Source organism: Streptococcus sp. 20925_1_22 (assembly GCF_041431685.1).
Classification (GTDB): Bacteria; Bacillota; Bacilli; order Lactobacillales; family Streptococcaceae; genus Streptococcus.
The window spans coordinates 311926-338256 of record NZ_JAPVYE010000003.1 but is presented as its reverse complement, the minus strand read 5'-3'; the positions used below and the strand labels follow the sequence as shown (position 1 = coordinate 338256).

The 26331-nt window shown below is 44.2% G+C and carries 27 protein-coding genes; 24 read left to right on the top strand and 3 right to left on the bottom strand.

The genetic code is table 11. The features are described 5' to 3' along the window. Window positions 1–74: 74 nt before the first annotated feature. The 5 genes from pheS (at window position 75) to O3621_RS05975 (ending at window position 5787) form a co-directional block, all read left to right on the top strand. Window positions 75–1124, top strand: coding sequence for a phenylalanine--tRNA ligase subunit alpha (gene pheS, locus O3621_RS05995; RefSeq protein ID WP_125332081.1), 1050 nt, complete (start codon window positions 75–77; stop codon window positions 1122–1124). 45 nt (window positions 1125–1169) lie between these two features. Further along, window positions 1170–1679: a GNAT family N-acetyltransferase gene (locus O3621_RS05990; protein WP_371513932.1), complete on the top strand. Its 510-nt coding sequence runs from the start codon at window positions 1170–1172 to the stop codon at window positions 1677–1679. Between the two features lie 111 nt (window positions 1680–1790). Beyond that, window positions 1791–4232: a phenylalanine--tRNA ligase subunit beta gene (gene pheT / locus O3621_RS05985; RefSeq protein WP_371513947.1), complete on the top strand. Its 2442-nt coding sequence runs from the start codon at window positions 1791–1793 to the stop codon at window positions 4230–4232. Between the two features lie 184 nt (window positions 4233–4416). Continuing rightward, window positions 4417–4809 carry a YbgA family protein gene (locus O3621_RS05980; RefSeq protein ID WP_125351719.1) on the top strand — a complete coding sequence of 131 codons (393 nt, stop codon included), beginning with the start codon at window positions 4417–4419 and terminating at the stop codon, window positions 4807–4809. Window positions 4810–4959: 150 nt separating this feature from the next. Continuing rightward, complete coding sequence (locus O3621_RS05975; protein ID WP_314449421.1) at window positions 4960–5787, top strand: alpha/beta hydrolase; 828 nt, start codon at window positions 4960–4962, stop codon at window positions 5785–5787. 123 nt (window positions 5788–5910) lie between these two features. Here the strand turns inward: O3621_RS05975 and O3621_RS05970 are convergent, their stop codons facing one another. Both O3621_RS05970 and O3621_RS05965 read right to left on the bottom strand, forming a co-directional pair. Further along, entirely contained in the window at window positions 5911–7050 is a 1140-nt protein-coding gene (locus O3621_RS05970) for a cobalamin-independent methionine synthase II family protein (RefSeq protein ID WP_314449494.1), read from the bottom strand. Between the two features lie 42 nt (window positions 7051–7092). Then, the gene (locus O3621_RS05965; RefSeq protein WP_268697686.1) at window positions 7093–7560 is read right to left on the bottom strand and encodes a GNAT family N-acetyltransferase; all 468 of its coding nucleotides are present in this window, start codon (window positions 7558–7560) and stop codon (window positions 7093–7095) included. A 234-nt stretch (window positions 7561–7794) separates the two neighbouring features. Between O3621_RS05965 and O3621_RS05960 the strand changes: the two genes are divergently transcribed. Continuing rightward, window positions 7795–8265 carry an SP_0198 family lipoprotein gene (locus tag O3621_RS05960; protein WP_125352755.1) on the top strand — a complete coding sequence of 157 codons (471 nt, stop codon included), beginning with the start codon at window positions 7795–7797 and terminating at the stop codon, window positions 8263–8265. 180 nt (window positions 8266–8445) lie between these two features. Then, complete coding sequence (locus O3621_RS05955; RefSeq protein WP_268697685.1) at window positions 8446–9483, top strand: zinc-binding dehydrogenase; 1038 nt, start codon at window positions 8446–8448, stop codon at window positions 9481–9483. Window positions 9484–9575: 92 nt separating this feature from the next. On the opposite strand, the gene O3621_RS05950 is transcribed toward O3621_RS05955, so the two are convergent. Next, window positions 9576–10301, bottom strand: a complete 726-nt coding sequence (locus O3621_RS05950; protein WP_314449430.1) for a hypothetical protein — start codon at window positions 10299–10301, stop codon at window positions 9576–9578. A 108-nt stretch (window positions 10302–10409) separates the two neighbouring features. Here O3621_RS05950 and O3621_RS05945 point away from each other — a divergent pair, with 108 nt between their 5' ends. From O3621_RS05945 to O3621_RS05865, 17 genes are all read left to right on the top strand, one after another. After that, window positions 10410–11018: a TetR/AcrR family transcriptional regulator gene (locus tag O3621_RS05945; protein ID WP_111675961.1), complete on the top strand. Its 609-nt coding sequence runs from the start codon at window positions 10410–10412 to the stop codon at window positions 11016–11018. 67 nt (window positions 11019–11085) lie between these two features. After that, entirely contained in the window at window positions 11086–12147 is a 1062-nt protein-coding gene (locus O3621_RS05940) for an ABC transporter permease (protein WP_314449433.1), read from the top strand. Next, window positions 12148–12813, top strand: a complete 666-nt coding sequence (locus O3621_RS05935) for an ABC transporter ATP-binding protein (protein ID WP_314449436.1) — start codon at window positions 12148–12150, stop codon at window positions 12811–12813. A gap of 48 nt (window positions 12814–12861) precedes the next feature. Beyond that, a complete protein-coding gene (locus O3621_RS05930; protein WP_268697682.1) occupies window positions 12862–13278 on the top strand; it encodes a GNAT family N-acetyltransferase in 417 nt (138 codons plus the stop codon). A gap of 167 nt (window positions 13279–13445) precedes the next feature. Further along, window positions 13446–14057 carry a TetR/AcrR family transcriptional regulator gene (locus O3621_RS05925; RefSeq protein ID WP_268697681.1) on the top strand — a complete coding sequence of 204 codons (612 nt, stop codon included), beginning with the start codon at window positions 13446–13448 and terminating at the stop codon, window positions 14055–14057. Window positions 14058–14075: 18 nt separating this feature from the next. Continuing rightward, window positions 14076–15842 carry an ABC transporter ATP-binding protein gene (locus O3621_RS05920; protein WP_268697680.1) on the top strand — a complete coding sequence of 589 codons (1767 nt, stop codon included), beginning with the start codon at window positions 14076–14078 and terminating at the stop codon, window positions 15840–15842. Then, window positions 15835–17580: an ABC transporter ATP-binding protein gene (locus O3621_RS05915; protein WP_314449441.1), complete on the top strand. Its 1746-nt coding sequence runs from the start codon at window positions 15835–15837 to the stop codon at window positions 17578–17580. The genes O3621_RS05920 and O3621_RS05915 overlap by 8 nt, the downstream gene beginning before the upstream one ends. Before the next feature lie 98 nt (window positions 17581–17678). Further along, the gene (locus O3621_RS05910; protein ID WP_314449443.1) at window positions 17679–18653 is read left to right on the top strand and encodes a hypothetical protein; all 975 of its coding nucleotides are present in this window, start codon (window positions 17679–17681) and stop codon (window positions 18651–18653) included. A 200-nt stretch (window positions 18654–18853) separates the two neighbouring features. Beyond that, on the top strand, window positions 18854–20125 hold the full coding sequence (locus O3621_RS05905; protein ID WP_314449444.1) for a DUF2130 domain-containing protein: 1272 nt from the start codon (window positions 18854–18856) through the stop codon (window positions 20123–20125). A gap of 9 nt (window positions 20126–20134) precedes the next feature. Then, window positions 20135–20578, top strand: a complete 444-nt coding sequence (locus O3621_RS05900; RefSeq protein WP_314449446.1) for a GNAT family N-acetyltransferase — start codon at window positions 20135–20137, stop codon at window positions 20576–20578. A gap of 30 nt (window positions 20579–20608) precedes the next feature. Beyond that, window positions 20609–21412: an alpha/beta hydrolase gene (locus O3621_RS05895; RefSeq protein ID WP_314449449.1), complete on the top strand. Its 804-nt coding sequence runs from the start codon at window positions 20609–20611 to the stop codon at window positions 21410–21412. A gap of 3 nt (window positions 21413–21415) precedes the next feature. After that, window positions 21416–22294 carry a tRNA pseudouridine(55) synthase TruB gene (truB, locus tag O3621_RS05890; protein WP_314449452.1) on the top strand — a complete coding sequence of 293 codons (879 nt, stop codon included), beginning with the start codon at window positions 21416–21418 and terminating at the stop codon, window positions 22292–22294. A 247-nt stretch (window positions 22295–22541) separates the two neighbouring features. Continuing rightward, complete coding sequence (locus tag O3621_RS05885) at window positions 22542–23471, top strand: bifunctional riboflavin kinase/FAD synthetase (protein ID WP_371513923.1); 930 nt, start codon at window positions 22542–22544, stop codon at window positions 23469–23471. A gap of 111 nt (window positions 23472–23582) precedes the next feature. Next, a complete protein-coding gene (locus O3621_RS05880; RefSeq protein WP_002906786.1) occupies window positions 23583–23984 on the top strand; it encodes a Spx/MgsR family RNA polymerase-binding regulatory protein in 402 nt (133 codons plus the stop codon). Between the two features lie 2 nt (window positions 23985–23986). Beyond that, window positions 23987–24265, top strand: a complete 279-nt coding sequence (locus O3621_RS05875; RefSeq protein ID WP_002897770.1) for a UPF0223 family protein — start codon at window positions 23987–23989, stop codon at window positions 24263–24265. After that, window positions 24255–25025 (top strand): inositol monophosphatase family protein, encoded by a 771-nt coding sequence (locus O3621_RS05870; RefSeq protein WP_314449459.1) that lies wholly within the window; start codon window positions 24255–24257, stop codon window positions 25023–25025. The genes O3621_RS05875 and O3621_RS05870 overlap by 11 nt, the downstream gene beginning before the upstream one ends. Further along, window positions 25026–26330 carry an RsmF rRNA methyltransferase first C-terminal domain-containing protein gene (locus O3621_RS05865; RefSeq protein ID WP_268688917.1) on the top strand — a complete coding sequence of 435 codons (1305 nt, stop codon included), beginning with the start codon at window positions 25026–25028 and terminating at the stop codon, window positions 26328–26330. Window position 26331: the final 1 nt, after the last annotated feature.

Below are 26331 nucleotides of genomic sequence, written 5' to 3'. Positions count from 1 at the left end.
GATAAAAAACGGATGGTACCGCGTGTCAACGCTCCGCTTATGGAGATTGGCGCGCTTTTTATTTTGGAGGGAAAATGACGAAAACGATTGAAGAACAACTGAAAAGCCTACGTGAAGAGACTCTAGCTTCTCTCAAGCAGCTCAAGGCTGAGAATCAAAAGGAACTGCAGGACTTGCGTGTAGCAGTCTTGGGTAAGAAGGGTTCGCTGACTGAAGTCCTGAAAGGGATGAAGGATATTTCAGCTGAAATGCGGCCGATTATCGGGAAGCATGTCAATGAAGCGCGTGATATTCTGACAGCAGCCTTTGAAAAGACTGCTCAAGAGATGGAAGAGCAATTAGTAGCTCTGAAACTGGCTGAGGAATCCTTGGATGTGACCCTGCCAGGCCGTCAAATTCCGGTTGGGAACCGTCATATTCTTAGCCAAACTAGTGAAGAAATTGAAGATATCTTCATCGGGATGGGCTATCAGGTCGTGGACGGCTTTGAAGTGGAAAAGGACTATTACAACTTTGAGCGGATGAATCTGCCTAAGGACCACCCAGCACGGGATATGCAGGACACTTTCTATATTACAGAGGAGATCCTGCTCAGAACCCACACCAGTCCAGTACAGGCCCGAGCTATGGATGCTCATGACTTTTCTAAAGGGCCACTTAAGATGATCTCACCGGGGCGTGTCTTCCGTCGGGATACTGATGATGCGACTCACTCCCACCAATTCCATCAGATTGAAGGTTTGGTGGTTGGAGAAAATATTTCCATGGCAAACCTGCAAGGAACGCTGCAGCTGATTGTCCAGAAGATGTTCGGCAAAGATCGCAGTATCCGTCTGCGTCCGTCTTACTTCCCGTTCACAGAGCCGTCTGTTGAAGTGGATGTTTCCTGCTTTAAGTGTGGTGGTGCCGGCTGTAATGTCTGCAAGAAGACCGGCTGGATTGAGATTATGGGAGCTGGTATGGTGCATCCGCGCGTGTTGGAAATGAGCGGCATTGATGCAGAGAAATACTCTGGATTTGCCTTTGGTCTTGGCCAAGAGCGGGTAGCTATGCTCCGCTACGGTATCAACGACATTCGTGGATTCTACCAAGGAGATATTCGTTTTTCTCAGCAGTTTAAGTAGAAACCTATATTCATAGATGCAGCTTTTCTGAGAAAGGAGTGCAGTATGCTAGTCAGAGTCAAAAAAGAAGAAGCGAACCTCCTGCGAGAGTTGGAAGTCGCGACCTATCAAGAAACCTTTGGTCCATTTATCAAGGAAGCTGATATGGCTCATTATTTTGACAATGAGCTGTCGCTTGCAACTATCGAAAAGGAACTGGCAGACCCTGAGTCAGAGACTTATTTTGTTGTCAAAGGCGGTGAAATTGCTGGTTTTCTCAAGGTAAACTGGGGACAGGCTCAAACAGAGCAAGAACTGCCACAGGCCTTTGAGGTTCAGCGAATCTATGTCTTGAAAGCCTATCATGGTCAAGGTTTGGGCAAGGAAATGTTTGAATTCGCCTTAGATGAAGCTGAGAAACGAGGCTTTGACTGGGTCTGGCTGGGCGTCTGGGAGAAGAATTTTAGAGCTCAAGATTTTTACTTCAAATACGGCTTTGAAAAATTCAGCCAGCACGACTATATCACTGGTGAGACAGTAGACACCGACTGGCTGCTGCGCAAGAAATTGAAATAAACAAGAAACTTTAAAGAGAGGAAATGATACGACCTAAAAGCTTTAAATTTAGATGATTTGTCTGAAATCGGGCTTTCAGACAAAACCCTAAAATTTGGTCGCTTTTACCAATTGCCTTGGCAATTGGCCGGTCTTAATATCTTAAATATGCTAGTAAGTTATAAGTGGTTAAAAGAGTTAGTAGACATTGATGTGGCGAGCGCTGAGCTGGCTGAGAAAATGTCTACGACAGGAATTGAAGTGGAAGGTGTGACATCACCAGCTGCTGGCCTGTCTAAAATTGTTGTTGGTGAGGTGGTATCTTGTGAGGATGTTCCTGATACCCACCTGCATGTTTGTCAAGTCAATATCGGAGAAGAGGAGAACCGTCAGATTGTCTGTGGTGCTCCAAATATTCGCGCCGGCATCAAGGTCATGGTTGCTCTGCCGGGTGCTCGCATTGCCGACAATTATAAGATTAAAAAAGGGAAAATCCGTGGCTTAGAGTCACTGGGCATGATCTGCTCTCTCGGTGAGCTGGGTATTTCTGATTCTGTTGTGCCAAAGGAATTTGCGGATGGCATTCAAATCCTGCCTGAAGAAGCAGTGCCAGGTGAGGAAGTCTTCTCTTATCTGGACTTGGACGATGAGATTATCGAGCTTTCTATCACGCCAAACCGGGCTGATGCTCTGTCTATGCGTGGGGTGGCTCATGAAGTGGCTGCTATCTATGACAAGTCAGTACAGTTCAAGGATTTCCCGTTGGAGGAAAATGAAAAGCAGGCAGCTGACAGCCTTTCAGTAGTCCTTGAGACAGAGAAAGCCCCTTATTACGCGGCTCGTATCTTGGAAAATGTCACCATTGCCCCAAGTCCTCAGTGGCTGCAAAATCTCCTCATGAACGAAGGAATCCGTCCGATTAACAATGTAGTGGACGTGACCAACTACATCCTGCTCTACTTTGGTCAGCCCATGCATGCCTTTGATTTGGATACGTTTGAGGGTGACCAGATTGTTGTGCGGGAAGCGCGTGCTGGTGAAAAACTGGTAACGCTGGACGGTGAAGAGCGGGAGCTGGAAGTCAGCGACCTAGTCATCACTGTGGCGGATAAGCCAGTGGCCCTTGCAGGTGTCATGGGCGGAGCAGCGACTGAAATTTCTGGTAAGTCCACTCGTGTTGTTCTGGAGGCAGCAGTCTTTGATGGTAAATCAATCCGTAAGACCAGCGGGAGACTTAATCTGCGCTCGGAATCATCTTCCCGCTTTGAAAAAGGCATCAATGTGGCAGCGGTTAATGAGGCCATGGATGCAGCAGCAAGCATGATTGTAGACTTAGCAGGTGCAACTGTTCAGGCTGGTATCGTATCCGCTGGTAGCTTAGACACTAGTGATGTAGAAGTGGTGTCTAGTCTCGCGGATGTCAACCGAGTTTTGGGAACAGACTTGCTGTATACAGATATTGTGGATGTCTTTCACAGACTTGGCTTTGGCTTATCAGGAAATGCTGAACAGTTCACTGTCAGTGTCCCTCGCCGTCGCTGGGATATTTCAATCGAAGCGGATCTCTATGAAGAAATTGCCCGCATTTACGGCTATGACAAATTGCCAGCTAGTCTGCCAAAAGATGACGGGACTGCTGGTGAATTGACTGCAACGCAACAACTGCGCCGTCAAGTACGGACCTTAGCAGAAGGAGCTGGACTGACAGAAATCATCACCTATGCTTTGACGACGCCAGAAAAGGCGATTGAGTTCACTCTCAATCCTAGTAACTTGACTGAGCTCATGTGGCCAATGACGGTGGAGCGTTCTGTTCTTCGTCAGAACATGGTTTCTGGCATTTTGGACTCCCTAGCCTACAATGTAGCTCGTAAAAATAAGAATCTAGCTCTCTATGAGATTGGAAAAATATTTGAGCAGACTGGCGATCCTAAGGAAGATCTGCCAAACGAAATCAATAGCTTTGCCTTTGCTTTGACAGGTCTGGTTAATGAAAAAGACTTCCAAACTAAGCCAGTAGCAGTTGATTTCTTCTATGCTAAGGGTGTGGTGGAAGCACTCTTTGCTAAGTTGGGCTTGACAGCTGAATACGCGGCTAGCAACCAGATTAAGAGCCTGCATCCTGGTCGGACTGCTTTAATCTCTATCAATGGCCAGCCTGTCGGCTTTGTCGGCCAAGTCCATCCTGCGACAGCCAAGGCTTACGATATTCCTGAAACTTATGTGGCTGAGCTCAACCTGTCTGCTATCGAAGAGCAGCTCCAACCAGCACAGCCATTTGTAGAAATCACTAAATTCCCAGCTGTCAGCCGGGATGTGGCACTCTTGCTCAAGGCTGAAATCACTCACCAAGAGGTCCTTGATGCAATCCAAGCAGCTGGTATCAAGCGCTTGACCGATATTAAGCTCTTTGATATCTTCTCTGGTGACAAGCTGGGTGTTGGCCTCAAATCCATGGCCTACAGCCTGACTTTCCAAAATCCAGAAGCTAGCCTGACTGACGAGGAAGTGGCTAAATACATGGAAAAAATCGAAAAATCTCTGATCGAAAAACTCGGCGCAGAGGTACGTTAATGAACGATTCCCCAGTCATGTGATTGGGGATTTTGATTAATACTTTTCGAAATCTTTTTCCAATCATAGTTGATTTACAGTTTCGCTTTGCTTTCTATTATGGCAAGCTTATTACTAGGATGCGAGCAAAGATGTAGACGAAACGAGAAGTATTCGAAATTGAAAATCAGTAGGAAAAGTAATCATGGAAAATTCAAACCAAATCTCCCAATGTCAGACTCTTTGGGCTAGAAATAAATATCTGGTTCTCAGTCATTCCAGTAAGATCTATCTGGAAATCCGCCAATATCTAAAAAGCGACTCGGTGGAAGCAGCACATGTTCAAGGCTTGATTGATCAGGCGATAGCCCTGCCTGAAAATCGCGGTCAGGTCTGCAATGCCTTTCAGCATGTTTGGGGCTATTTTAAGAAAAAAGCCAGTACAACTGAAAAAGAAGATTTTATGCATCTTTTGCTTCGTTACCAATCCGGTCAGGCTGAGCAGAAAGACTTGGTAACAGCTGTAAGGAACCTGCTAGTCAAGTATCCCAATCCTTATCTGCAGAATTCCACTTTGTTATTTGGGGATGAAGAATGAGGAACTGAAATCCAGGTGAAAGAATAAGCTTGCTCGTCTAGTAGCTTTGAGGGGTGTAGATGATAAGAATAATTTGTTAGGCTTATTAACAATATTATTTTGACTAGTTTCGATAAAGGCTCCACCTTGAGCAAAACGTGTCTTTAAGGTATGATTGGAGAAAAAATGTTTTTTACTTATCAGGGAAATAAATTATATTATAAAGTGATTGGTCAAGGAAAGCCAGTCTTGGCAATTCATGGTTTGGGCTGTTCATCTGAATTGATGGAAGGATGTTTGGAACCCATTTTTGAGAAACATGCTGACTATAAAAGGATTTATTTAGATTTACCTGGCATGGGTAGGTCTGATGCCAATCCTGCTTTTGCAAGTGCGGATGCGATTTTAGAGATGCTCTTGAACTTTATAGAGACTGTAATCAGCGAACAAACTTTTCTCTTAGCTGGAGAGTCTTATGGTGGCTATCTTGCTCGAGGAATTTTGGCTAAGAAAAGGTCGGAGATTGATGGTTTGCTGCTTATTTGTCCAGTAGTTGTACCCAATCCGAAAGAAAGAATTTTGCCTAAAGATACTCTGGTAATTAGAGAGGTTGAGTTTGATATAGCAGGCAAAAGCGAAGATTTCGTTGATTTAGTGATTTTACAGACTAAAGAAACTTATCAACGGTTTAAAAAAGAAATCCTAGTAGAGCTTCAGATGGTGAATGCTCCCTTTGTCCAAAAGCTGCAAGAAAACTATTCTTTTTCGTTTGAAGTAGATCAAGAGATACAGGAAGAGGGCTATGACGAGCCCAGCCTTTTTATAGCAGGAAAGCAGGATCAAGTCGTGGGCTTCGAGCAGTTAGCGCAAATGTCTCACTATTTTCCAAGGGCAACCTATGCTGTGATGGATCTTGCTGGCCACAATGCACAGATAGATCAAGAGGCTCTCTTTACTGCCTTGGTTGAAAATTGGCTCAAGCGAATTGAACTTTCCTGATACTCCAAGATTTAATATGTTGAACAGATGCAGATGAAACTGGAGTTCATCAAAGAAATCTAATTCAGCCCCAAATTGATTTTAAAAGCATTGAAAAAAGCGGTCATACCGCTTTTTTGCTCATTATCCCCAGAATTTCTGAGCGATTTCTTGGCCTTGTTTGATTTTGGCCCATTGTTGCTCAATGGTGAGTTCGTTTCCAGAGTCACAAGAGGCGAAGCCACATTGGTGGGAGAGCAGGAGTCGCTCTTTTGGTAGAACAGTTGCTGCTTTCTCAAGCAGGTCTAGGACGCGTTTTTCCTCATCCAAGCCTGTCGTCTTACTGGAAAGCAATCCTAAAACAACTTCCGCATCCTTGTCCTTCAAAGCTGCTAGGGCTGATACATCACCAGCTACATCGCTGTCCCACTCTAGGAAGTAGCGGTCATAGTGTTGGTCGCGCAGGAATTTTTCCGCGATAGCTTCGTAGGTACCCTCGGCAGCAGAGCGGCTTTCGTAGTTACCACGGCAGTTGTGGGTCCAGACAGTCAGTCCTAACTCATGAGCGTAGTCTACGACTTCGTTATTAATAGCGACAAACTCGTCTGCTAGGTCAGCCAGACTGGCATTGCCCTCTGTATAGAAGCTAGCAGGGTTGGACTCGTCAAAAAGCTCCCAGAGGCAGTCGTCAAACTGGATAATCTGTCCGCCAGCAGCCTTATAGTCGTCCAAAAATTCCTTATAAGATTGAATCAAGCCTTTTTTCAAATCTTCATTGGTCTCATAAACTTGTCCCGGTCCCGCCAAGCGGTCAAAGACAGCTAACTCAGTATAAGCGTGGGCAGGCCCCCAGACAGTCAGCTTGGTATCTTCACCAGCTGCCTCTTCCTTGACTAGCTTATAAATCTCGATAAAGTGATGGTTTTTACCAGAGAGTGGTGCTGTGATGCGGATACCAATATCCTTACGGGTCTCGTATTGCCCACCGTCGTGGTCTTTGAAGGTATAGCCGTGGTCAGCAATGTAGCGCTCGATTCCCTTAAGTCCCCAGACAAAGTCCAGATGCCACATGGACTTGGAGTATTCTCCATCCGTCAGGATGTCAATACCCTTAGCCTTTTGCTCAGCGATAATCTCCTTGATATCAGCTGTCTCCGTCTCATGGTAGCCTGGGAAGCTGTCGTAGAAGGGATATTGAATATCATCGCGGTGCTCAATTTCGGTTTTATACTGGCGCAGATTTTCTGGGCAAATAAAATAGTTGATTCTGCTGGTAGGGTATATCCGAAAACTATTGCTAGCGTTTCCTGAAATTGTTCTCTCAAATCAAAGTATCTTCTCCATTACAGTTTCCTGAGCCTGAAGCCCTAATCGCTCATAGAAACGCAGGGCTCCGACATTGTCGTTCCAAACATTGAGAGTCAGATTATAGCAGCTGATTTTCCGAGCATAGTCTTCCGCAAAGCGGTAAAGCTGCTCGCCAACCTTTTGCCCTCTGGCTTTCTCATCTACACATAAATCCTCGATAAAAAGTGTCTTGATGGGATTGAGTATAGGACTGACAGGTTCCTTGATGGAGCAAAAGAGGTGACCAAGGATTTCTCCATCTTCATTTTCAAAGACGAAAATAGGGGTGGAATCTTGTACCAGAATCTTCTCTAGCTCTTCATTGCTAAACTTGCTGCCCTTGGCCTTGAAAATGTCCGGCCGAGCTTGATGGTGGACAAGCAGGACTTGCTGAAGGAGTCCTTGTAATGTAGGAATATCACTGACTTGGGCTTTTCTGATTGGCATGATCTTCTCCTTTTATCTTTTATAGAAATATTATACGACTGGGAACTATTTTGTCAAGAGAACTCGGGAAGACTTAGAGAACAAGCAGCGTCTGAATAGCAAAGTTCAGTCAGAGTGATTCATTTCCTTTAGATATATTTTCCTTATAATAAAAACTGCTTTTTCTTGACAAATGAAACAGACAAGTGTAGAATATAAGTATAAACTACAAATGTAGAAAAAGGAGAAAGCGATATGACGATTACAAAAAAAGCCTTTATCGGAATTCTATCTCTGACAGCGGCAGTTCTACTGGCTGCCTGCTCAGGCAATACCAACCAAGGAGGGAATACTAGTTCATCACAGAATACACAAGGCCAGACATCACAATCTGCGCAAAATCAGACTTCGCAGTCATCAGCCACATCTTCCTCTAATCAGCCTTCTTCATCATCAAATGCAGGGCAGGCTACTAATCTAGACGGGCGCTATCAAGCAACCGACCATGATGGTGACCAGCATGTCCTGGAAATCAATGGTACGACTGGTACCTGGACTGAGACCGAGGTTGATGGCAGTAAGGAAATCAAGCAGGTACAAGTAGATGCTGCTAATCAAAGACTGATTGTTGGTGATGATGTCAAAAGTTACCGCCAAAATGGCAATCAGCTGATTGTGGACGAATTGGATGATGATCCAGACACTCTGACCTTTACCAAGCAGTAAAGCGCTTCTCATTCTGCTCAGGACAACAGGAAGAGCAGTGAGGAAATCTAACTAGGAAACTCTGAGAAAGGAGTTTCCTTTTTTATAAGAATTTTATCTTAAATGATGTCAAAAATTTGACTTGAAGGGTGCTCTAAGTTGTATAATAGTTATTATAAAGATATCAAAGGAGAAGAAACGATGAAATTGGCAGTTTATACAAAAGCAGGTCAAGTTGGACTGACTGAGATTGATCGTCCGCAAATCATTGAGGCAGATGATGCTATTATTCGGATTGTTCGGACCTGTGTCTGTGGCTCTGACCTATGGCGCTACCGCAGTCCAGATATTGAAGCCGGCCATCAAAATAGTGGGCATGAAGCGATTGGAATTGTCGAAGAAATCGGGGATGCAGTAACGACTGTTAAACCTGGCGATTTTGTTATTGCTCCATTTACTCATGGATGCGGGCAATGTGATGCATGTCGGGCAGGATTTGATGGCACTTGTGATTCTCATATTGGGAATAACTGGTCAGATGGAGTGCAAGCTGAATATATGCGCTTCGAATTTGCTAACTGGGCTCTTATCAAAATTCCGGGTCAGCCCTCTGATTATACAGAAGGCATGCTCAAATCACTCTTGACACTGGCTGATGTCATGCCAACGGGTTACCATGCTGCACGAGTGGCAGACGTCAAGCCTGGTGATAAGGTTGTCGTGATTGGTGACGGAGCTGTTGGACAATGCGCTGTTATCGCTGCTAAAATGCGTGGTGCTTCCCAAATCGTTCTTATGAGCCGTCACGAAGATCGACAAAAGATGGCCTTAGAGTCAGGTGCGACAGCTGTTGTTGCAGAACGTGGCGAAGAAGGAATTGCCAAGGTCCGTGAAATCCTTGGTGGTGGTGCAGATGCCGCTCTGGAATGTGTCGGAACAGAAGCAGCTGTTGATCAAGCTCTAGGAGTCCTGCACAACGGCGGCCGCTTGGGCTTTGTCGGTGTGCCTCACTATAATAACCGAGCTCTTGGTTCTACCTTTGCTCAAAATATTACAGTGGCAGGAGGAGCAGCCTCTGTCACGACTTACGACAAGCAAATCTTGCTCAAGGCAGTTCTTGATGGTGATATTAATCCAGGTCGCGTCTTTACTTCAAGCTACAAACTGGCAGATATTGATCAAGCTTATAAAGACATGGATGAACGCAAGACCATTAAGTCTATGATTGTCTTTGATTAAATGTAGAAGAAAAACAGCCTTGCTGCGATCTCTTTAAGATGGCAGTAGGCTGTTTTTGTATGGCTTGATAGGTATTTTTTAGGAAAGGAAATTCATTCTTTATGCTCTTTGCACCAAATTATCCATCTTGACCATTCGGCAGCCAGGTGGAGCTGGTGTTCTTTGATAAGGCTGTCTGGACAAAGCCTGGGAAATTCGACGCAGAATCGGGCTTCTAGGCCTTTTTCTGTGTCGCGAAACTGATGGCGAATTCCACCGATATTGCAACCGTTCACTAGACTGGCGGCACCGACAGTTTGGAAGGGATAAGACGCATCACGAGGCTCCTCTATCTCAGCTTCACAATCAAGCTTAAGAAAAAACTGTGTTGGCAGTGGGCTGTTTCCTGCAGTCTCAATGACTTCAAGTTTGCTGCCGTGGGGCTGCAAGGCATAATGGTCTGGACAGGCACCAAGATTGACGCTTTTATGAGCATCTGTTTTTTCTAGCATCAACTTTTCTAGCGTTTTACTGAAAGAAGCAGCAGTCAGTCCACTTTCAAAAATCGTGATGATTGCTTTTTTTCTAGGTTTCTTGGACCATTTGGCCGCCCATTTCATTAAATATTGGCTCCATTTGAGTTTTGTTCCGATTTGCTGGATTAGATCTTCGTATGTCAGCTTCATTTTTGATTCCAGTAGGGCTTGGTCTAAAATCTCCGTGTTGTCAGTACTAGGTAGCTGTAGATTAAGTATCTTAGCTGCTTTATGGATTCTCTTCTTCCGCCAGTGCTCAATTCTTTCTTGACTGACTTCCTTTTGATTGATAATAATCTTCATTTTTAATCCTCTTGTTCTTGTCTTCTGCTTATATTTATTATATAGTGGGAGCTGGATGGTAGACAAGCATCAATTTTAGAGAGACTGTTGCATTTTGAGGTGAATGGCATGTATGAGAAAAAAAGAAGAAAGACAGAAAAGCAGATAGAGACTAGCTTGCTGCAGTTGATGAAAGAGCAGACTTTTGAGACAATCAGCATTCGCCAATTGATTGACTTGGCGGAGGTGAATCGCAGTACTTTTTATCGGTATTATTTGGATAAATATGATCTGCTGGAGAAGATAGAAGACCGCTTGCTAGATGATTTGCAGGCCTATTATCAAGAGGCTCTAGAGTCTGCCTGCTTGTTCAAGTTAGAAAAGGATTTTAAAGTGGAAGACTATATCCATGAGAAACAAAATCTTTTTCATTTTTTTGAGCCTTACTTGGAAGACTTGGCCATTCTTTTAGGTCCAAATGGCAGTCCAACTAGTTCGAGGCGATTGCAGGAAGCTTTGAGGGAGATTTTCTCGCAGAGTATTTCCTTGGCTGATCCACATTTAGAGGAGGTTGAGGTGGACTTGCTCCTGAATCATCAAGCCGCGTCCTTTATGGGAACCCTGACTTACTGGCTGGCTCATCCTCTCTACAAGGCTCAGCAAATGAGTGATTTTCATGCTAGGGTGACCTCTGTCGGTCTGGCGGGCTTTGTTAGAGAGCATATGGAGGGGGATTGACAGGATAGTTTTTCCAGCTTGCTTCTTTATGGTATAATAGTCTCGAATATCTCGAAGGAGGACAGCTTTGTTTTTAGCTTTTAAAGAGATTGTCTACAGCCGCGGACGCTATCGTTTAGTGGTTGCTGTGGTCTTTCTCATTACCTATATGGTTTTCTTTTTATCTAGTCTTTCCGTCGGTTTGGCTAGGCTCAATCGCCTGGCTTTGGACCAATGGCAGGCTGAATCGATCGTTTTGTCAGAGTACGCCAATAAGAATCTAATAGCTTCGACTCTCAAGGAAGAGGAATACAGCCGCCTGCTTCAAGGGGACTCAATTGCGGCTTTGGGACAGACGTCAGCAGTGGCCAATTATGAAGATGGGACTGATAAACTCAATGCTCAGGTTTTTGGTCTCTCTTGGGATAGTTTTCTGGCGCCTGACATTATTGAGGGACGTCCTGCTGAGAATGCTTATGAAGTTATTGCGGATAAGCGCCTGCAGCAAAAAGGTGTAAAACTAGGCGATCAACTTCAGCTCAATGGCAGTGAGCGCCTCTATCAGGTTGTTGGTTTCACAGAGGATAATAGCTTCTTTACGCAACCTGTAATTTTTATGGATCTAGATGATTTCAGGGAATTAAAGTACGGCTCAAGTCAGGTTAAGAACATCAGCGCACTTGTGGTCAAGGATGGTCAGAAGATTGAAGAAGCAGGACTTAGTCAGCTCTCTATGAGTGATTTTATAGAAAATATCCCTGGTTATCAGCCTCAGGTACTGACTTTTTCCTTTATGATTGGGGCCATGGTTCTGATCACATTTTTGGTATTGGGAATTTTCATGTACATCATTACCATCCAAAAGACGCATCTTTACGGTATTATGCGCGCCCAAGGAATTGCCAGTGGGAAGATTATTGCTTCTATTTTTTGGCAGATTTTCATCCTGTCCACTCTGGGAATCAGCTTAGCTGTCTTGGCTCTTTTGGGAACCCAGCTAGTCTTGCCAACTTCTATGCCTTTTTACAGTGACTGGCGAGCTTATGCTGGATTGATTGTCCTGATTGTTTTCATGTCACTGGCTGGCGGACTTTTGTCCATTCACCGGGTTCTGAAAATTGACCCTATCACAGCGATCGGAGGTGAGTAAATGTCAATCATAGAACTAAAAGGTGTTACAAAAGAATATGGTCAGGGGCATACGCTGGTCCAAGCCCTGAAACCAACTGATTTCCGATTGGAAGCGGGGCAGTTTGTAGCTATTATTGGCCCGTCAGGATCGGGTAAAACAACCCTTCTGACCTTGCTGGGGCATTTACAAACACCTTCAAAAGGACAGATTTTCCTGCATGGGAAAGATACTTCCCAGCTCAAGGAAAAGGAACGGGCTGCTCTGCGTTTCAATGATTTCGGTTTTATTTTGCAGGCTTCCAATCTCATACCTTTTTTGAAAATCGAAGACCAGTTTCAGCTGATTGACCGCTTATCTAAAAAGGAAAGGACGGATCTAGACAGTCTGATTGAGTTGCTAGATCTTAAAGGAACTCTCAAGCAGTATCCGAAAGAATTGTCTGGCGGAGAACGGCAGAGAGCTGCTATCGCCCGAGCACTTTACAATAGCCCAGATATTATTTTGGCTGATGAGCCGACAGCTAGTCTGGATACAGAGCGGGCCAAGCGCGTGGTTCATCTGCTCAAAGAGGTGACCCAGAAATTCCATAAGAGCGTGGTCATGATTACCCATGATACCCGCCTTCTGGACGAGGTTGACAAGGTCTATGAGATGCAAGACGGAGTGCTGACTCAAGTTCGATGAAGATGCAAGCAAACGGAAAATAGTTTCCGACAAGATAAGGAGGTAGCCATGATTCATTATAAAACAAATCCTCAGCTGGATTTTGCGGCAGTGCTAGACCTCTACGCTTCAGTAGGTTGGAGCAATTACACCAATCATCCTCAGCGTCTAGAGCAAGCCTTCCATCAGTCGTTGTTTGTGATGGCGGCCTATGACGAAGACAAGTTGGTTGGTTTGATCCGAGCGGTCGGAGATGGGCTCACCATTGTCTTTATTCAGGATTTGCTGGTGTATCCACACTACCAGCGTCAGGGGATTGGCCGAAGCCTTCTTCAGCATACGCTGGAAAGTTTTAAGGATGTTTACCAAATCCAGTTGGCGACGGAGCAATCAGATAAAAATCTAGCTTTTTATCAAGAGCTCGGCTTTCGCCGACAGGAAGATTTCGACTGTACGGGCATGATTTATGCACCTGATAAAATGTAAAATTATAGAGGAGCTTGTTCGCAAGCTCCTTTTGTTATGTTTACAAAAGTAAGAGATATGGACCGATGAAAATATTTTTCGGCTTTTTTTGTTTTTCCTTGACAGTTAAATTGTCAGAATTTATAATAAAAGAAGAAAGGTGATAACGGTGTTATCGAATTAAAATCATGAAAAAAGAAACAGATGAGTTAAATGAAAAAATCTTGGAAAGCGCGAGGAGTGAGTTCTTGGCTTATGGCTATCAAGATGCTTCACTGCGGAGAATTTGTCGCGCTGCTGGCTTGACGACTGGGGCTTTTTATAAGCGCTATGAGAGTAAGGACAGTCTCTTTACTGCTCTGCTTGAGCCTACTCTGACAGCCTTAGACCAGTATGGACAAGAGCAGAAGCGACGTGACTATGATTTCCTAGAAGAGGGGCACCTGTCCGACATGTGGGCACATCGCTTAGAGGATCTCCAGTCCCTGATGCGGATTCTCTATGAGCATAAGGATATTATGCAGCTCTTGCTCTTTAAATCTCAGGGTTCTTCGCAAGCGGACTTCAGGATGCGTCTGCCTCATTTGGCTGCAGACGAGACTTATCGCTATTTGGAGCTGGCTTACAAAGAGGGAAAGAACAATCATTTGGTCAAACACGAGTTTCTGCGATCGTGCATGACGGCTTATTACACAGCTGTATTTGAGCCCTTGGCTCAAGACTGGCCCCAAGAGCAGGCGCTGGAATTTTGCCATTCCATCATGGACTTGTTTGACTGGGGAAGTTTGCTAGGTTTTTGATAGAAAGAAGGAAATTCTATGAAGAAAAAATCTGTTCTTGCTTGGATCTGGGACTTTGTTTCCCTTCATAAGATGTATTTTGTGCTCAGTCTGATCTTTGCCTTTGCCTCTGTGATTTCAGGATTTCTGCCTTATTTCTTTATTGGTGGAATGATTAATCATCTCTTGGCTGGCAATAAAAACTGGGATTTTTACCTGCAGCAGTCAGCGTGGGCAGGTCTGGCCTGGATTGGCTACTGGGGATTTCACGGTATTTCCACCATGCTGTCGCATACAGCTACTTTTAAGATTCTAGCAGAAATGCGGCATCGCCTGACAGACAAGCTGGCTAGGCTGCCTCTAGGTACAGTGCTTAGTCAGTCATCAGGCAGTTATAAAAACATTATCGTTGAGCGGGTGGATGCGACCGAAACGACCTTGGCTCACCTGATTCCAGAGTTTACCGCTGGGATTTTTGGTCCGATTATTGTTCTCATTGCTATGCTGGTTATTGATTGGCGGCTGACCTTGCTGTCTCTCCTGACTATTCCCATCGTGGTGCTGGCCTATATGCGGATGGCTGTCAATAGCGAAGCAGACTATCAAAATACTCTGGTCAAGACCAAAAAACTCAATGATACAGCAGTGGAATATATCAATGGGATTGAGGTTATCAAGGTTTTTGGCAAAGAAAAATTTTCTTACGATAAGTTTGTGACGGCTGCTAGAGAAGGAGCAGACTGCTTTATTGAGTGGATGCGCAAGTTCAATCTGGAGATGGGCATTGTGACTGCATTTCTGCCATCAGGCTTGCTCTTTCTGCTGCCGGCTGGCTGTTATTTCTATCTGCAAGGCAGCCTGACTGCTGGCAATTTCATTCTGATGATTATTCTATCGCTCAGTCTTCTGACTCCTCTGATTTTAGTTGCTAGTTATATGGACGATTTACGGAAAATCAGCACTATTTTTGGCCAAGTCATTGATATTTTGGAAAAGCCTGATTTGAAAAGGCCTCAGGAGCTGAGAGAACTTCCAAAAGGAAGGGATCTGGTCATGACGGATGTCAGCTTTGGCTATACAGATGAAGAGGAGGTGCTGCATGGAATTTCGCTAGATATTAAGACTGGCAGCATCAATGCTTTAGTTGGGCCATCAGGCTCAGGTAAGTCTACAATTGCCAAGCTTCTAGCTTCTTTCTGGGATGTCACTTCTGGTCAGATTACCTATGGTGGCTTGGACATCCGCCAGCTTCCGCTAGACTATTACAGTCGGCAGATTGCTTACGTGACCCAAGATAACTATCTCTTTGATGAGACTATTATGGAAAATATCCGGATGGGGAATCCGGCAGCTTCGGATGAAGAGGTTATTGACATTGCCCGTCGTTGTGGCTGTTATGACTTTATCATGAACTTAGAAAACGGATTTGAGACTCAGGTAGGCTCTGGTGGCGGTCATCTATCTGGTGGGGAGCGTCAGCGGATTGCCATCGCCCGTGCCATGCTTAAGGATGCGCCAATTCTTATTTTGGATGAAGCGACTGCTTATGCAGATCCGGAAAATGAAGCACGAATTCAGTCCAGTCTAGCTCGTCTGATTGAAGGACGGACCTTGATTGTCATTGCCCACAGGCTGTCTACGATTATGAGTGCAGACCAGATAGTTCTAGTTAATGATGGTCGGATTGAAGCTAGGGGCCGGCATGAAGAGTTGTTAGCGACCAGTCCGCTCTATGCTTCCATGTGGCAGGCTCATATAGCTATTAGGGATAGTGGTGAGATGGAAGGAGGGCTGACTCATGCTTAACATACTGAAGAAATTCTTTGATTTCTGTACGGCAGAGGACCGTAGGAAATTTTATCAATCCATTTATCTGGGCATCGTCAAGTCCTTTATTATTGCTCTACGTATTCCAGCAATCGGTCTAATCGTCATGGGGCTGATTGAGAAGAATCTCTCTATGCAGACCTTCTGGCTAGCTCTGGGTATCATGCTGATATCCACTATGCTAAATGTCTGGATTACACTAAAAATCACCATGCTGCAGACAGAAGCTGGCTATCATACCTGTGCTCAGAAGCGGATTGAAATTGCGGAGCACATGCGCTATCTGCCCATGGGTTACTTTAATCAAAATAGCTTGGGCAAGATTACCAGTGTTACGACTAATACGCTGGAAGGACTGTCTGATGTGGCCACACGAGTAGTTATGATGACTGTGCAGGGCTTTCTGACGACTGGTCTCATCACTGTTTTGGTCTTTCTCTATGATTGGCGGGTTGGACTGGTTCTCTTGGTGGGTCTCGTCCTCTTTCTCCTGCCAAATACTCTCATGCGTTGGCAAGTTGGCAAGGTTTCTGATGACAAGTATCAGGCGGATATGGACTTGGTAGCTGTTGTTTTGGAGTACAGCCAAGGAATTGCTGAAGTTAAGAACTACAATCTGGTCAACCGTTCTGCCAAGAAGCTGTCCAAGGCTATTGAAGGCAAGAGTCAGCTAGATACCAAAATGACACTCGTGACCTCACCTTACATTGCCCTCCAAGGCATGGTGACCAAGCTGACCGGTCTCTTTATGGGTCTTTTCTCTATCTATTTTTATCTCAATGGCAGTATGGAGCTACTGGTAACCATTATGATGATTGTCAGTGGTTTTATGATTTATGAAAATCTAGACGGCGTTGGCTCTTTCTCTTCTCTCCTGCGCATTGTTGATTTGTCGGTTGATATGGTCAATCAAGTATTGGCTATCCAGCCGATGGACATCAGCGGTCAGGATATTGAGCCTAAGAGCAGCCGGATTGATCTGAGAGACGTTAGCTTCTCTTATGGAAATAAGAAAATCATTGACCGGGTTTCCCTCACTATTCCCGAAAAAACGACAACTGCCTTGGTCGGATCTTCTGGATCAGGCAAAACAACGCTCTGCAACCTCATCGCCCGCTTCTGGGATGTGGACCAGGGAAGTATCAGTCTGGACGGACATGATGTTAGAGATTACAGCTATGACAGCCTGATTCGTAATTTCAGCTTTGTCTTCCAAAGCGTCTATCTCTTTGAGGATACCATTGCTAATAACATTCGTTTTGGCAAGCCGGAGGCCAGTCAGGAAGAAGTGATAGAGGCTGCCAAGAAAGCTGCCTGTCATGACTTTATCCTCTCACTGCCTGATGGCTATGACACCAAGATTGGTGAAGGAGGTGCCAGTCTTTCTGGAGGTGAGCGCCAGCGCATTTCCATCGCACGGGCAATTATCAAAGATGCGCCTATTATCATTCTGGATGAAGCAACAGCCAATGTTGATCCAGAAAACGAAGAAGCCCTCATGCAGGCTATTCAGGCACTGACTCGCAATAAGACCATTATCATGATTGCCCACCGACTCAAGACGGTTGAGCATGCAGACCAGATTTTGGTGCTGGATCAAGGCCGCATTGTCGAGCAAGGCAAACATCAAGACTTACTAGCCAAACAAGGTATCTATAGTAAGTTTATCCAAGAAAGAAAAATAGCCGCTAGCTGGCGGATTAAGATGGGTGAGTGATAAAATGAAACAGTAAGTCATTTGGCTTGCTGTTTTTCATCTGAAAAAAGAATGGTATAATAAAACTATCTTTGTTAATCAAAATAGTAGGGGGTCCCATGTTTAAATCGAAAAAGTGGATTTTTATTCTTTTCATTGTTATTGCCCTTCCGATTCTTATTATAAATCTACCATTTTTGACTAAGCCTCAATATAGTAACGATGGTAAGTTTATTCTTGAGCATCAAGATTCTATCAAAAAAGAAATTATAGAAAACCTGGATTTCGAAAAGAAACACATAAAATCTGTGACACTTTTGCCAGGTTCTGCTAGCGGAGAGTATGACAATGGAGGTGACGTGAGTGGGAATTATCATATCTATTTTTCAGCCTATGTCAATGATAATAAAGAACAATCATTAAGAGCTGAATTATCTTTTCCAGATGCTGGCATTGCACCCTTTACTTTTATCCATCCTAACCCTTATAAAGATAAAAGTCAGGATATGAGTACCTGGTATATGGGCGAGATTGAAATATCGGAAGACTCTACTTGGGATTGGAAGCGAGAGCAGGATGATGCAAAGGAAGCCTTGTATAATTTTTCGAATGCTCTTGCTGATTCAGGAAAGAATATCGTGTATCGGGTTCAAAAAGAAAGGGCGACTCGTTTCTTTAATGAATGGCTGCAAGTACATCAGGAAAATTTCAAATCAGCGATTCAGTCAGAACTGTATAGGGAACTTCCAGAACTCGAACAATCATTGGGAAAGATTCAAAGTATTCGTCTGAGTGAACATCAGTCCTATTTTCCATCTTCTTCTAGAGAGCTTAGTTTCGATATATCCTTTGAAAAATATCCTGAAGAAGTTGCAACCATGAAAGGAGTGGTTCGTTCTCAAAGTGAACAATCTATCTTTCAAGATTCTTCAGCATCTGCATCTATAAGTTTTGAGAATGGACGTTTTGTTATTGATTCTGAGAATGATTCAAAGCTATATTCCATTTTTAGCAAGAGTAGACTAGGAAGCAGTGCAGGGGACATATCTTATTACCTCCCAGAGGATCATGGACATAGCATTTTAATTCCGTGAAAATCGAGCAAGCCACTTGGCTTGCTGTTTTTCATTTATTGGCAGGAATGGTATAATAGTTGATAGTCATGAAAAGTAGATTAGTGAATTTGAGAGAATGATGAAAAAAAGAATAGCAAATAATAAATGATAGCCATATAATCTATCAACTTGGAAAAGAAAAGGAATAAAATTTTTAATTTTAAATGAAGAGGTACCCTATGAATGAAATCAAATGCCCCAACTGCGGGGAGGTTTTTACTGTCAATGAGAGCCAGTACAGTGAGCTTTTGTCGCAGGTTCGAACTGCAGAGTTTGACAAGGAGATTGATGCTCGGATTGAGCAGGAGCTGGCTTTAGCAGAGCAAAAATCCCAGAATGCCCAACAAGCTCTGCTATCGCAGAAAGATCAAGAAATTAGCAAGCTTCAAAGTCAGATTGCTCAGTTTGAGACCCGGCAGGAATTGGCAAAGAAAGAGGCGGAGCAGGCAGCTAGTCTTCAATTGCAGGAGAAGGATAAGGAAGTTCAGCAATTGGAAAGTCAGCTGACAACTCTGCGCTTGGAGCATGAAAATCAACTGCAAAAGACCTTGTCTGTGCTGGAAAAAGAGCGAGACGAGGTTAAGAATCAGCTAGTTCTGCAAGAAAAGGAAGCAGCGCTGGCTCAGACCTCTCTCAAAGAGCGCTATGAGGTAGAGCTGCGGCAGAAAGATGAGACTATAGAGTTCTACAAGGATTTTAAGGCCAAGCAGTCTACTAAGATGATTGGCGAGAGTTTGGAACAGCACTGCGAGTACGAGTTTAACAAGAATCGTATGGCTATGTTTCCACGAGCGGAGTTTGGCAAGGACAATGATGCCAGAACCGGCAGCAAGGGTGACTACATTTACCGTGAGGTGGATGAAAATGGTGTAGAAATCCTCTCCATCATGTTTGAGATGAAAAATGAAGGCGATGAGACAGCGACCAAGAAGAAAAACGAGCATTTCTTCAAAGAGCTGGATAAGGACCGGCGGGAGAAAGGCTGTGAGTATGCTATTCTGGTGACACTTCTTGAGGCTGACAGCGAGCTCTACAATTCGGGTATTGTCGATGTGTCCTATGCCTATGAGAAGATGTATGTTATCCGACCACAGTTCTTCTTGCCCATGATTACCCTCTTGCGCAATGCTGCGCTTAACTCGCTCCAGTACAAGCAGGAACTGGCCTTGGTGCGGGAGCAGAATATTGATATTACGCATTTTGAGGAAGATTTGGCTGCCTTTAAAGTAGCTTTCGCTAAGAACTATCAGTCTGCATCAACCAACTTTGGCAAGGCTATCGAAGAGATTGACAAGGCTATCCGCCGGATGGAAGAAATCAAGAAATTCCTGACGACCTCTGAAAACCAGCTGCGCTTGGCAAACAACAAACTGGACGACGTCTCTGTCAAGAAACTGACACGCAAAAATCCTACTATGAAAGCTAAGTTTGAAGCTTTGAAGGGAGACTAGGAGGCTCCTATGCAGATACGAAAAGCAACCATGAAAGATGCTGAAGCCTTACTGTCTCTATACGAAGACTTGGGCTATCCAACGACCGCTTCTAAGCTGGCTCGACGTTTAGAAATGATTCTCTCTCAGCCGCATTATGGCTGTCTGTTAGCTGAAAGAAACGGAGAAATTTTAGGTTTCTTAGGTTATGCAAAGCTCTTCTTTTTTGAAGCAGATGGATCTTATTATCGTATTTTGGCTTTGTCAGTTGCAAAAGAAACAAGACGACAAGGAATTGCTAGTAGGCTAATCGATGAATTGAAAAAACAAGCGGTAAAAGAAGGAGTTAAGGCACTGACTCTAAATAGTGGATTAACTGCTGAACGAAATGCTGCACATCAGTTTTATCAGGCGGTTGGATTTGAAAAAGTGACTGCCGGCTTTGCTCTGCATTTAAAAAGTCAACATGAATAAACATGATAAAATAGTAGTGGAAACGAAGTAATGTCTACAGCAAAAGGGAAAACCTTATATTTTAACAATAAGAGCATGGATTATGTGACCTTTGGAAAAGGGAAGAAACCTCTGCTCATTATTCCAGGTCTAGGGGATGGTTTGGCGACTGTTAAGGGAATGGCGAAAATGCTTGCCCTATCTTATAGGAGCTTCGCAACAGCTTACCAAGTGTATGTTTTTAGCAGAATCAATGAGTTGCCAGAAAATTATACAACACGAGATATGGCGACTGATATAGCTGAAGCTATGGATGTTTTAGGTCTGAAAACGGTAGCTGTCCTAGGAATTTCCCAAGGTGGTATGCTTGCCCAATGGTTGGCAGCAGATTTCCCAGAAAGAGTTGAAAAATTGATTTTGACAGTTACTACTGCGAAACTGAATAATCTTGGTAAGGAGCGAATTACTCGCTGGATTGAGTTGAGTCAGACTGGAGCCTATAAGGAACTGATGTTGGATATTGCAAGTCACTCTTATACGCCAAAATCCTTTGGAAAGTTTAAATACCTTTATCGAATCATGGGAATCTTTGGTCGCATTAAAGATAAACAGCGGATTGCTATTCAGGCCATATCTTACTTAAGACATGATAGTCTGGCAGTTTTGGGAAAGATTAACTGCCCTACGCTAATCATTAGAGCAGAAGAAGATGATGTTCTAGGTGTAGAAGCTTCGCTCGAATTACATCAACATATCAAAGATAGCCAGATAACTATTTTGCCAGACTGTGGCCATGCACTTTATGAACAGTATAAGGGCTTCCAAAAGCGAGTTTTAATATTTTTAGAAAGTTAACCAATGAACGGAATTATCAACCTAAGAAAAGAAGCGGGTATGACTTCGCATGATGCGGTATTTAAGCTGCGCAAGATTTTAAAAACCAAGAAAATTGGTCATGGGGGCACCTTGGATCCAGATGTGGTCGGGGTGCTTCCCATTGCTGTGGGCAAGGCGACGCGCTTGGTCGAGTTTATGCAGGAGGAAGGCAAGGTCTACGAGGGGGAAATTACGCTAGGCTGCTCAACAACAACAGAAGATGCCAGCGGAGACATCCTTGATCGGACACCAGTGACAGAGCTTTTAGAAGAAGCCCTTATCGACGAAGTGATGGAGTCCATGACTGGTGAGATTCGCCAGATTCCGCCCATGTACTCTGCAGTCAAGGTAAATGGACGCAAGCTTTATGAGTATGCAAGAGCGGGTCAAGAAGTGGAGCGGCCAGAGCGGCAGGTGACCATCTATAGTTTCGAGCGCACCAGTCCAGTTTCTTACGAAGATGAGCAGGCTCATTTCCGCTTTCGGGTCAAATGTAGCAAGGGGACCTATGTCCGAACTCTGTCTGTTGATTTGGGAGCCAAGCTTGGCTTTGCCAGTCACATGTCCCAGCTGACACGGACTTCCTCAGCAGGTATGAGCTTAGATGATGCCTTGACCTTGGATGAAATAGCGGAGCGAGTAGAAGTGGAAGATTTCTCCTTTCTCCAACCACTCGAATTGGGAATCGGAGATTTAGTGACGGTTGAGCTTTCTGACGAGCAGGTCGAGGACGTGAGAAACGGTCGTTTTATCAGCTTGGTGTCAGAAGAAGCGGAGTTGGCTGGCTTTTATAAGGAGAAGTTAGTAGCCATTTTGGAAAATCGGGAAGCAGTTTATAAGCCTCGCAAGGTCTTCCTTTAATATCCGCAGTAGAATTGTCAAAAGATTGTTACTCTTTTGTAATATGAAATGTGCGCTTGCATGTTATAATAATTTCATTAAACCTCACAAAAGGACAGCAATTGCACAACTGCTGTCCTTTTGTTTTGCTTTTTTTAGATTTTGACAAACGCCCTGACTAGAGCAGTAAAATCTTTTTGAATATTTTGCAGTTTCGCGCGGAACGGATATTGTAAAAATAGCAAATGCGTAGTAAAATAGAGGAATGATGATAACCAAGAGAATTATAGATGAAAAAGGGATTGATCAGACAGAAGATACAGTCCTTGTTCTAGGCTATTTCGATGGGCTGCATAAGGGCCATCAAGCACTCTTTGAGAAAGCGCGAGAGATTGCTGCAGAGCAAGGTCTAAAGATTGCAGTGATGACCTTCCCAGAGTCGCCTAAGCTAGCCTTTGTCCGCTATCAGCCTGAGCTCATGCTGCATCTAGCTAGTCCTGAAGACCGGATGGCGCAGCTGGAAAGTCTGGGTGTTGACTATCTTTACCTGATTGATTTTACTAGCCATTTTGCGGGCAATACAGCTCGGGACTTTTTTGAGAAGTACGTGTCTCGTCTGCGTGCCAAAGCCGTGCTAGCTGGCTTTGACTATCATTTTGGCTCAGACCGCAAAGAGTCACATGAGCTGAGAGATTATTTTAATGGCAAGATTGTTATCGTTCCCTCGGTTAATTTGGATAATCGGAAGATTTCTTCCACTCGGATTCGGGAGACGATTGCTGTCGGAGATATGCTGAAAACACAAGAGCTGCTTGGCTACCCTTTGTCTACTCGTGGCATTGTGGTTCATGGCAATGCCAGAGGACGGACGATTGGTTATCCAACAGCCAATCTAGCTCCTTTGGATCGAGTCCTGCTTCCAGGAGATGGTGTTTATGTCGCGGATGTTGAGCACAATGGTCAGCGCTATCGCGGTATGGCTAGTGTTGGGAAAAATGTAACTTTTGACGGGGATGAGCTTCGTTTTGAGGTCAATATCTTTGATTTTTCTCAGGATATCTACGGCGATACCATTCGGATTTTCTGGCTCGATAAGATTCGCGAGATGGTTAAGTTTGATGGTATTGACAGCTTGATTGCTCAGCTGCAGAGTGATGAACGGATCGCTAGAAGTTGGACTGGTTATCGAAATAGTTGAAAAATTTATATTTTCATGACATTCGGCAGTAATTTTCAAAAAAATATAGTCAAGCCAAATAAAATTTAGTATAATAGAGGTAGTTATTATACAGAATTAGAAGAGAAACGCATGATTACATTATTTTTATCGCCGAGTTGTACTTCTTGCCGAAAGGCGCGTGCTTGGCTGCTAAATCATGAAGTGCCCTTTCAGGAACATAATATCATGACGAGCCCTCTGTCAGCTCCCGAATTGCAACACATTCTTTCTCTGACAGAGAACGGTACAGACGACATTATTTCAACTCGCTCAAAAATTTTTCAGAAATTAGATTTAGATGTGGAGGATTTGTCCATTTCAACCTTGATTCAGTTGATTGAGGAAAATCCCAGTCTTTTGCGTCGCCCAATTATTTTAGATGGCAAACGGATGCAAATCGGCTTTAACGAGGATGAAATTCGTGCTTTCCTGCCTCGTAGTTATCGTAAGGAAGAGTTAAGATCCGCAACCATGCGGGCAGATATTCAGTAAAGATGAACAAAAATTATAGTTACCCACTAGATTTATCGTGGAGCACTGAAGAGCTTGCTTCGGTGCTCTCTTTTTTTAATGATGTAGAAGCAGCTTATGAACAGAAAGTCCAAGCGGAAAAGCTCTTGAAGTCCTATGCGGCTTTCAAGCAAGTTGTTCCTAGCAAGGGCCAAGAGAAGCGAATCGGCCGAGAGTTTGAAAACGTCAGCGGTTATTCGCTTTATCGTGCTGTTCAAGAGGCAAAAAGTAAAGGTAAAGGAAGCATTTCTCTTGGAAAATAAATTTCATTTTGCTAAAGAAATCATCTACCAAGCTGGTGCTTTTTTGAAGGAACATCTCTATGATGATTTGGATGTGAGTCAAAAGACCAGTGCCACTGACTTGGTCACCCAGATGGACCGGAAGGTTCAGGATGATTTGGTGGCTAAGATTCTAGCCCGCTATCCGCAGGATGCTATTTTAGCGGAGGAAAATGGACTCCGACATAATATTGCTGATGGCAATGTCTGGGTGATTGATCCGATTGACGGAACCACCAACTTTATCACTCAGAAGGCTGATTTTGCTGTTATGATTGCCTATTTTGAAAAGGGTGTTGGCCGTTTTGGCTTGATTTATGACGTGACCAGAGACCAGCTCTATCATGGTGGCGGGGACTTTGATGTCTATTGTAACGACCGGAAACTTCCTGCTTTTGAGGACCGGCCTTTTCAAGATTTTCTCATGGCTTCTAATGCCGGTATGCTGCAAGCCAATGATTGGGGCTTGGCAGACTTGGCTCGGGAGTGTTTAGGGGTTCGGGTTTATGGCAGTGCTGGGATTAGCTTCAGCAAGGTGCTGTCTGGTGGCCTCTTGGCTTATTTCTCCTACAACTGGCCTTGGGATTATGCGGCGGCTTCGATTATGGCGGAGAAGCTAGGCTTTATCGTTCAGACCTTGGATGGCAGTCAGCTAAATTTCCAGACTAGGCAGCCTGTCATGATGGCGCCTAAGTGCAAACTATCGGCTCTGAAGCCTTATTTAGAAAAGGGGAAGCAGTAGATGGACTTTCCTAAAGGTTTTAAAGAAAAATATGATCAGATTTTAGGCGCAGAAGCAGCAGAATTTTTTTCGACCTTTGATGAGGAGCCGATTTCAGCCTTTCGTACTAATCCTTTAAAAGAAGGCCAGCAGAATTTCTCAGATGCCATTCCTCAGACAGACTGGGGCTTTTATGGCAAGGTGTCTGGCAAGTCTGCTGAGCATGTGACTGGTCTGGTTTATTCGCAGGAGCCAGCAGCTCAGATGGTGGCTCAGATAGCAGAACCATCTAAGGGTATGAAGGTCCTAGATTTGGCGGCGGCTCCAGGTGGCAAATCAACCCATCTCTTGTCATTTCTGGATAATACAGGCCTGCTGGTCTCCAATGAAATTAACAGCAAACGCTCTAAAATCTTAGTGGAGAACATTGAGCGCTTTGGTGCTAGAAATGTGCTTGTTACCAATGAATCTGCTGAGCGTTTGGTTCAGGTCTTTGAAGGTTATTTTGATCTGATTGTTTTAGATGCCCCTTGTTCGGGCGAGGGCATGTTTCGTAAGCAGCCGGATGCTACCCAGTATTGGACTCCGGATTATCCAGCCCAATGCGCCCAGCTCCAGCGAGAAATTTTGACAGCTGCTATGAGCATGCTTGCCAAGGACGGTCGTCTGGTTTATTCGACCTGTACGTGGGCTCCTGAAGAAAATGAAGACATCGTTGCTTGGTTACTGGAAGAATTTCCACTTGAACTGATTGATATTTCTAAGATAAACGGGATGACTGAAGGAATTGGCTTTCCTGAGACAGTTCGGATGTATCCGCATCGCTTCAAAGGTGAAGGTCAGTTTGCAGCTCACTTTCGTTTTACTGGTGAGAATAGCAGTAAGAAGATTAAATCAGGTAAGAATCGTTTGACGAGCGAGCAAAGAAAGCTATGGCAGGACTTTGAGAGCAAGCATTTAAAAACAGTCTTGATTGGAGAGCTGCAGACCTTTGGGGACAATCTTTATTTGTTGCCAGCTGGACTGCCAGACCTATCCAAACTAAAGATTGCTCGTAACGGTTTGCATCTAGGAACATTTAAGAAAAATCGCTTTGAGCCTAGCTTTGCCCTAGGCTTGGCTATGAAGCCCAGCGAGGTTCTGAATCGAGTTGAAATCAATAATCAGGACTTCAAGAAATATGCTGAAGGCGAGACGATTGAACTGGCAGAAACGCAGCCGAACGGCTGGTACCAGCTGGTCCTTGGCGGGAACGGTCTGGGCTTTGCAAAAGTCACTGGAAAAACCCTGAAAAATTATTTTCCAAAAGGCCTGAGATTTAGATAAA

Coding starts and splice junctions, on each gene's coding strand:
- O3621_RS05865 (WP_268688917.1), top strand. CDS start 25,026: ATGGACTTTCCTAAAGGTTTTAAAGAAAAATATGATCAGATTTTAGGC.
- O3621_RS05915 (WP_314449441.1), top strand. CDS start 15,835: ATGCTTAACATACTGAAGAAATTCTTTGATTTCTGTACGGCAGAGGAC.
- O3621_RS05955 (WP_268697685.1), top strand. CDS start 8,446: ATGAAATTGGCAGTTTATACAAAAGCAGGTCAAGTTGGACTGACTGAG.
- O3621_RS05930 (WP_268697682.1), top strand. CDS start 12,862: ATGATTCATTATAAAACAAATCCTCAGCTGGATTTTGCGGCAGTGCTA.
- O3621_RS05945 (WP_111675961.1), top strand. CDS start 10,410: ATGTATGAGAAAAAAAGAAGAAAGACAGAAAAGCAGATAGAGACTAGC.
- O3621_RS05960 (WP_125352755.1), top strand. CDS start 7,795: ATGACGATTACAAAAAAAGCCTTTATCGGAATTCTATCTCTGACAGCG.
- O3621_RS05885 (WP_371513923.1), top strand. CDS start 22,542: ATGATAACCAAGAGAATTATAGATGAAAAAGGGATTGATCAGACAGAA.
- O3621_RS05920 (WP_268697680.1), top strand. CDS start 14,076: ATGAAGAAAAAATCTGTTCTTGCTTGGATCTGGGACTTTGTTTCCCTT.
- O3621_RS05910 (WP_314449443.1), top strand. CDS start 17,679: ATGTTTAAATCGAAAAAGTGGATTTTTATTCTTTTCATTGTTATTGCC.
- pheS (WP_125332081.1), top strand. CDS start 75: ATGACGAAAACGATTGAAGAACAACTGAAAAGCCTACGTGAAGAGACT.
- O3621_RS05965 (WP_268697686.1), bottom strand. CDS start 7,560: ATGCCAATCAGAAAAGCCCAAGTCAGTGATATTCCTACATTACAAGGA.
- O3621_RS05895 (WP_314449449.1), top strand. CDS start 20,609: ATGTCTACAGCAAAAGGGAAAACCTTATATTTTAACAATAAGAGCATG.
- O3621_RS05980 (WP_125351719.1), top strand. CDS start 4,417: ATGGAAAATTCAAACCAAATCTCCCAATGTCAGACTCTTTGGGCTAGA.
- truB (WP_314449452.1), top strand. CDS start 21,416: ATGAACGGAATTATCAACCTAAGAAAAGAAGCGGGTATGACTTCGCAT.
- O3621_RS05925 (WP_268697681.1), top strand. CDS start 13,446: ATGAAAAAAGAAACAGATGAGTTAAATGAAAAAATCTTGGAAAGCGCG.
- O3621_RS05975 (WP_314449421.1), top strand. CDS start 4,960: ATGATTGGAGAAAAAATGTTTTTTACTTATCAGGGAAATAAATTATAT.
- O3621_RS05950 (WP_314449430.1), bottom strand. CDS start 10,301: ATGAAGATTATTATCAATCAAAAGGAAGTCAGTCAAGAAAGAATTGAG.
- O3621_RS05935 (WP_314449436.1), top strand. CDS start 12,148: ATGTCAATCATAGAACTAAAAGGTGTTACAAAAGAATATGGTCAGGGG.
- O3621_RS05900 (WP_314449446.1), top strand. CDS start 20,135: ATGCAGATACGAAAAGCAACCATGAAAGATGCTGAAGCCTTACTGTCT.
- O3621_RS05880 (WP_002906786.1), top strand. CDS start 23,583: ATGATTACATTATTTTTATCGCCGAGTTGTACTTCTTGCCGAAAGGCG.
- O3621_RS05990 (WP_371513932.1), top strand. CDS start 1,170: ATGCTAGTCAGAGTCAAAAAAGAAGAAGCGAACCTCCTGCGAGAGTTG.
- O3621_RS05875 (WP_002897770.1), top strand. CDS start 23,987: ATGAACAAAAATTATAGTTACCCACTAGATTTATCGTGGAGCACTGAA.
- O3621_RS05905 (WP_314449444.1), top strand. CDS start 18,854: ATGAATGAAATCAAATGCCCCAACTGCGGGGAGGTTTTTACTGTCAAT.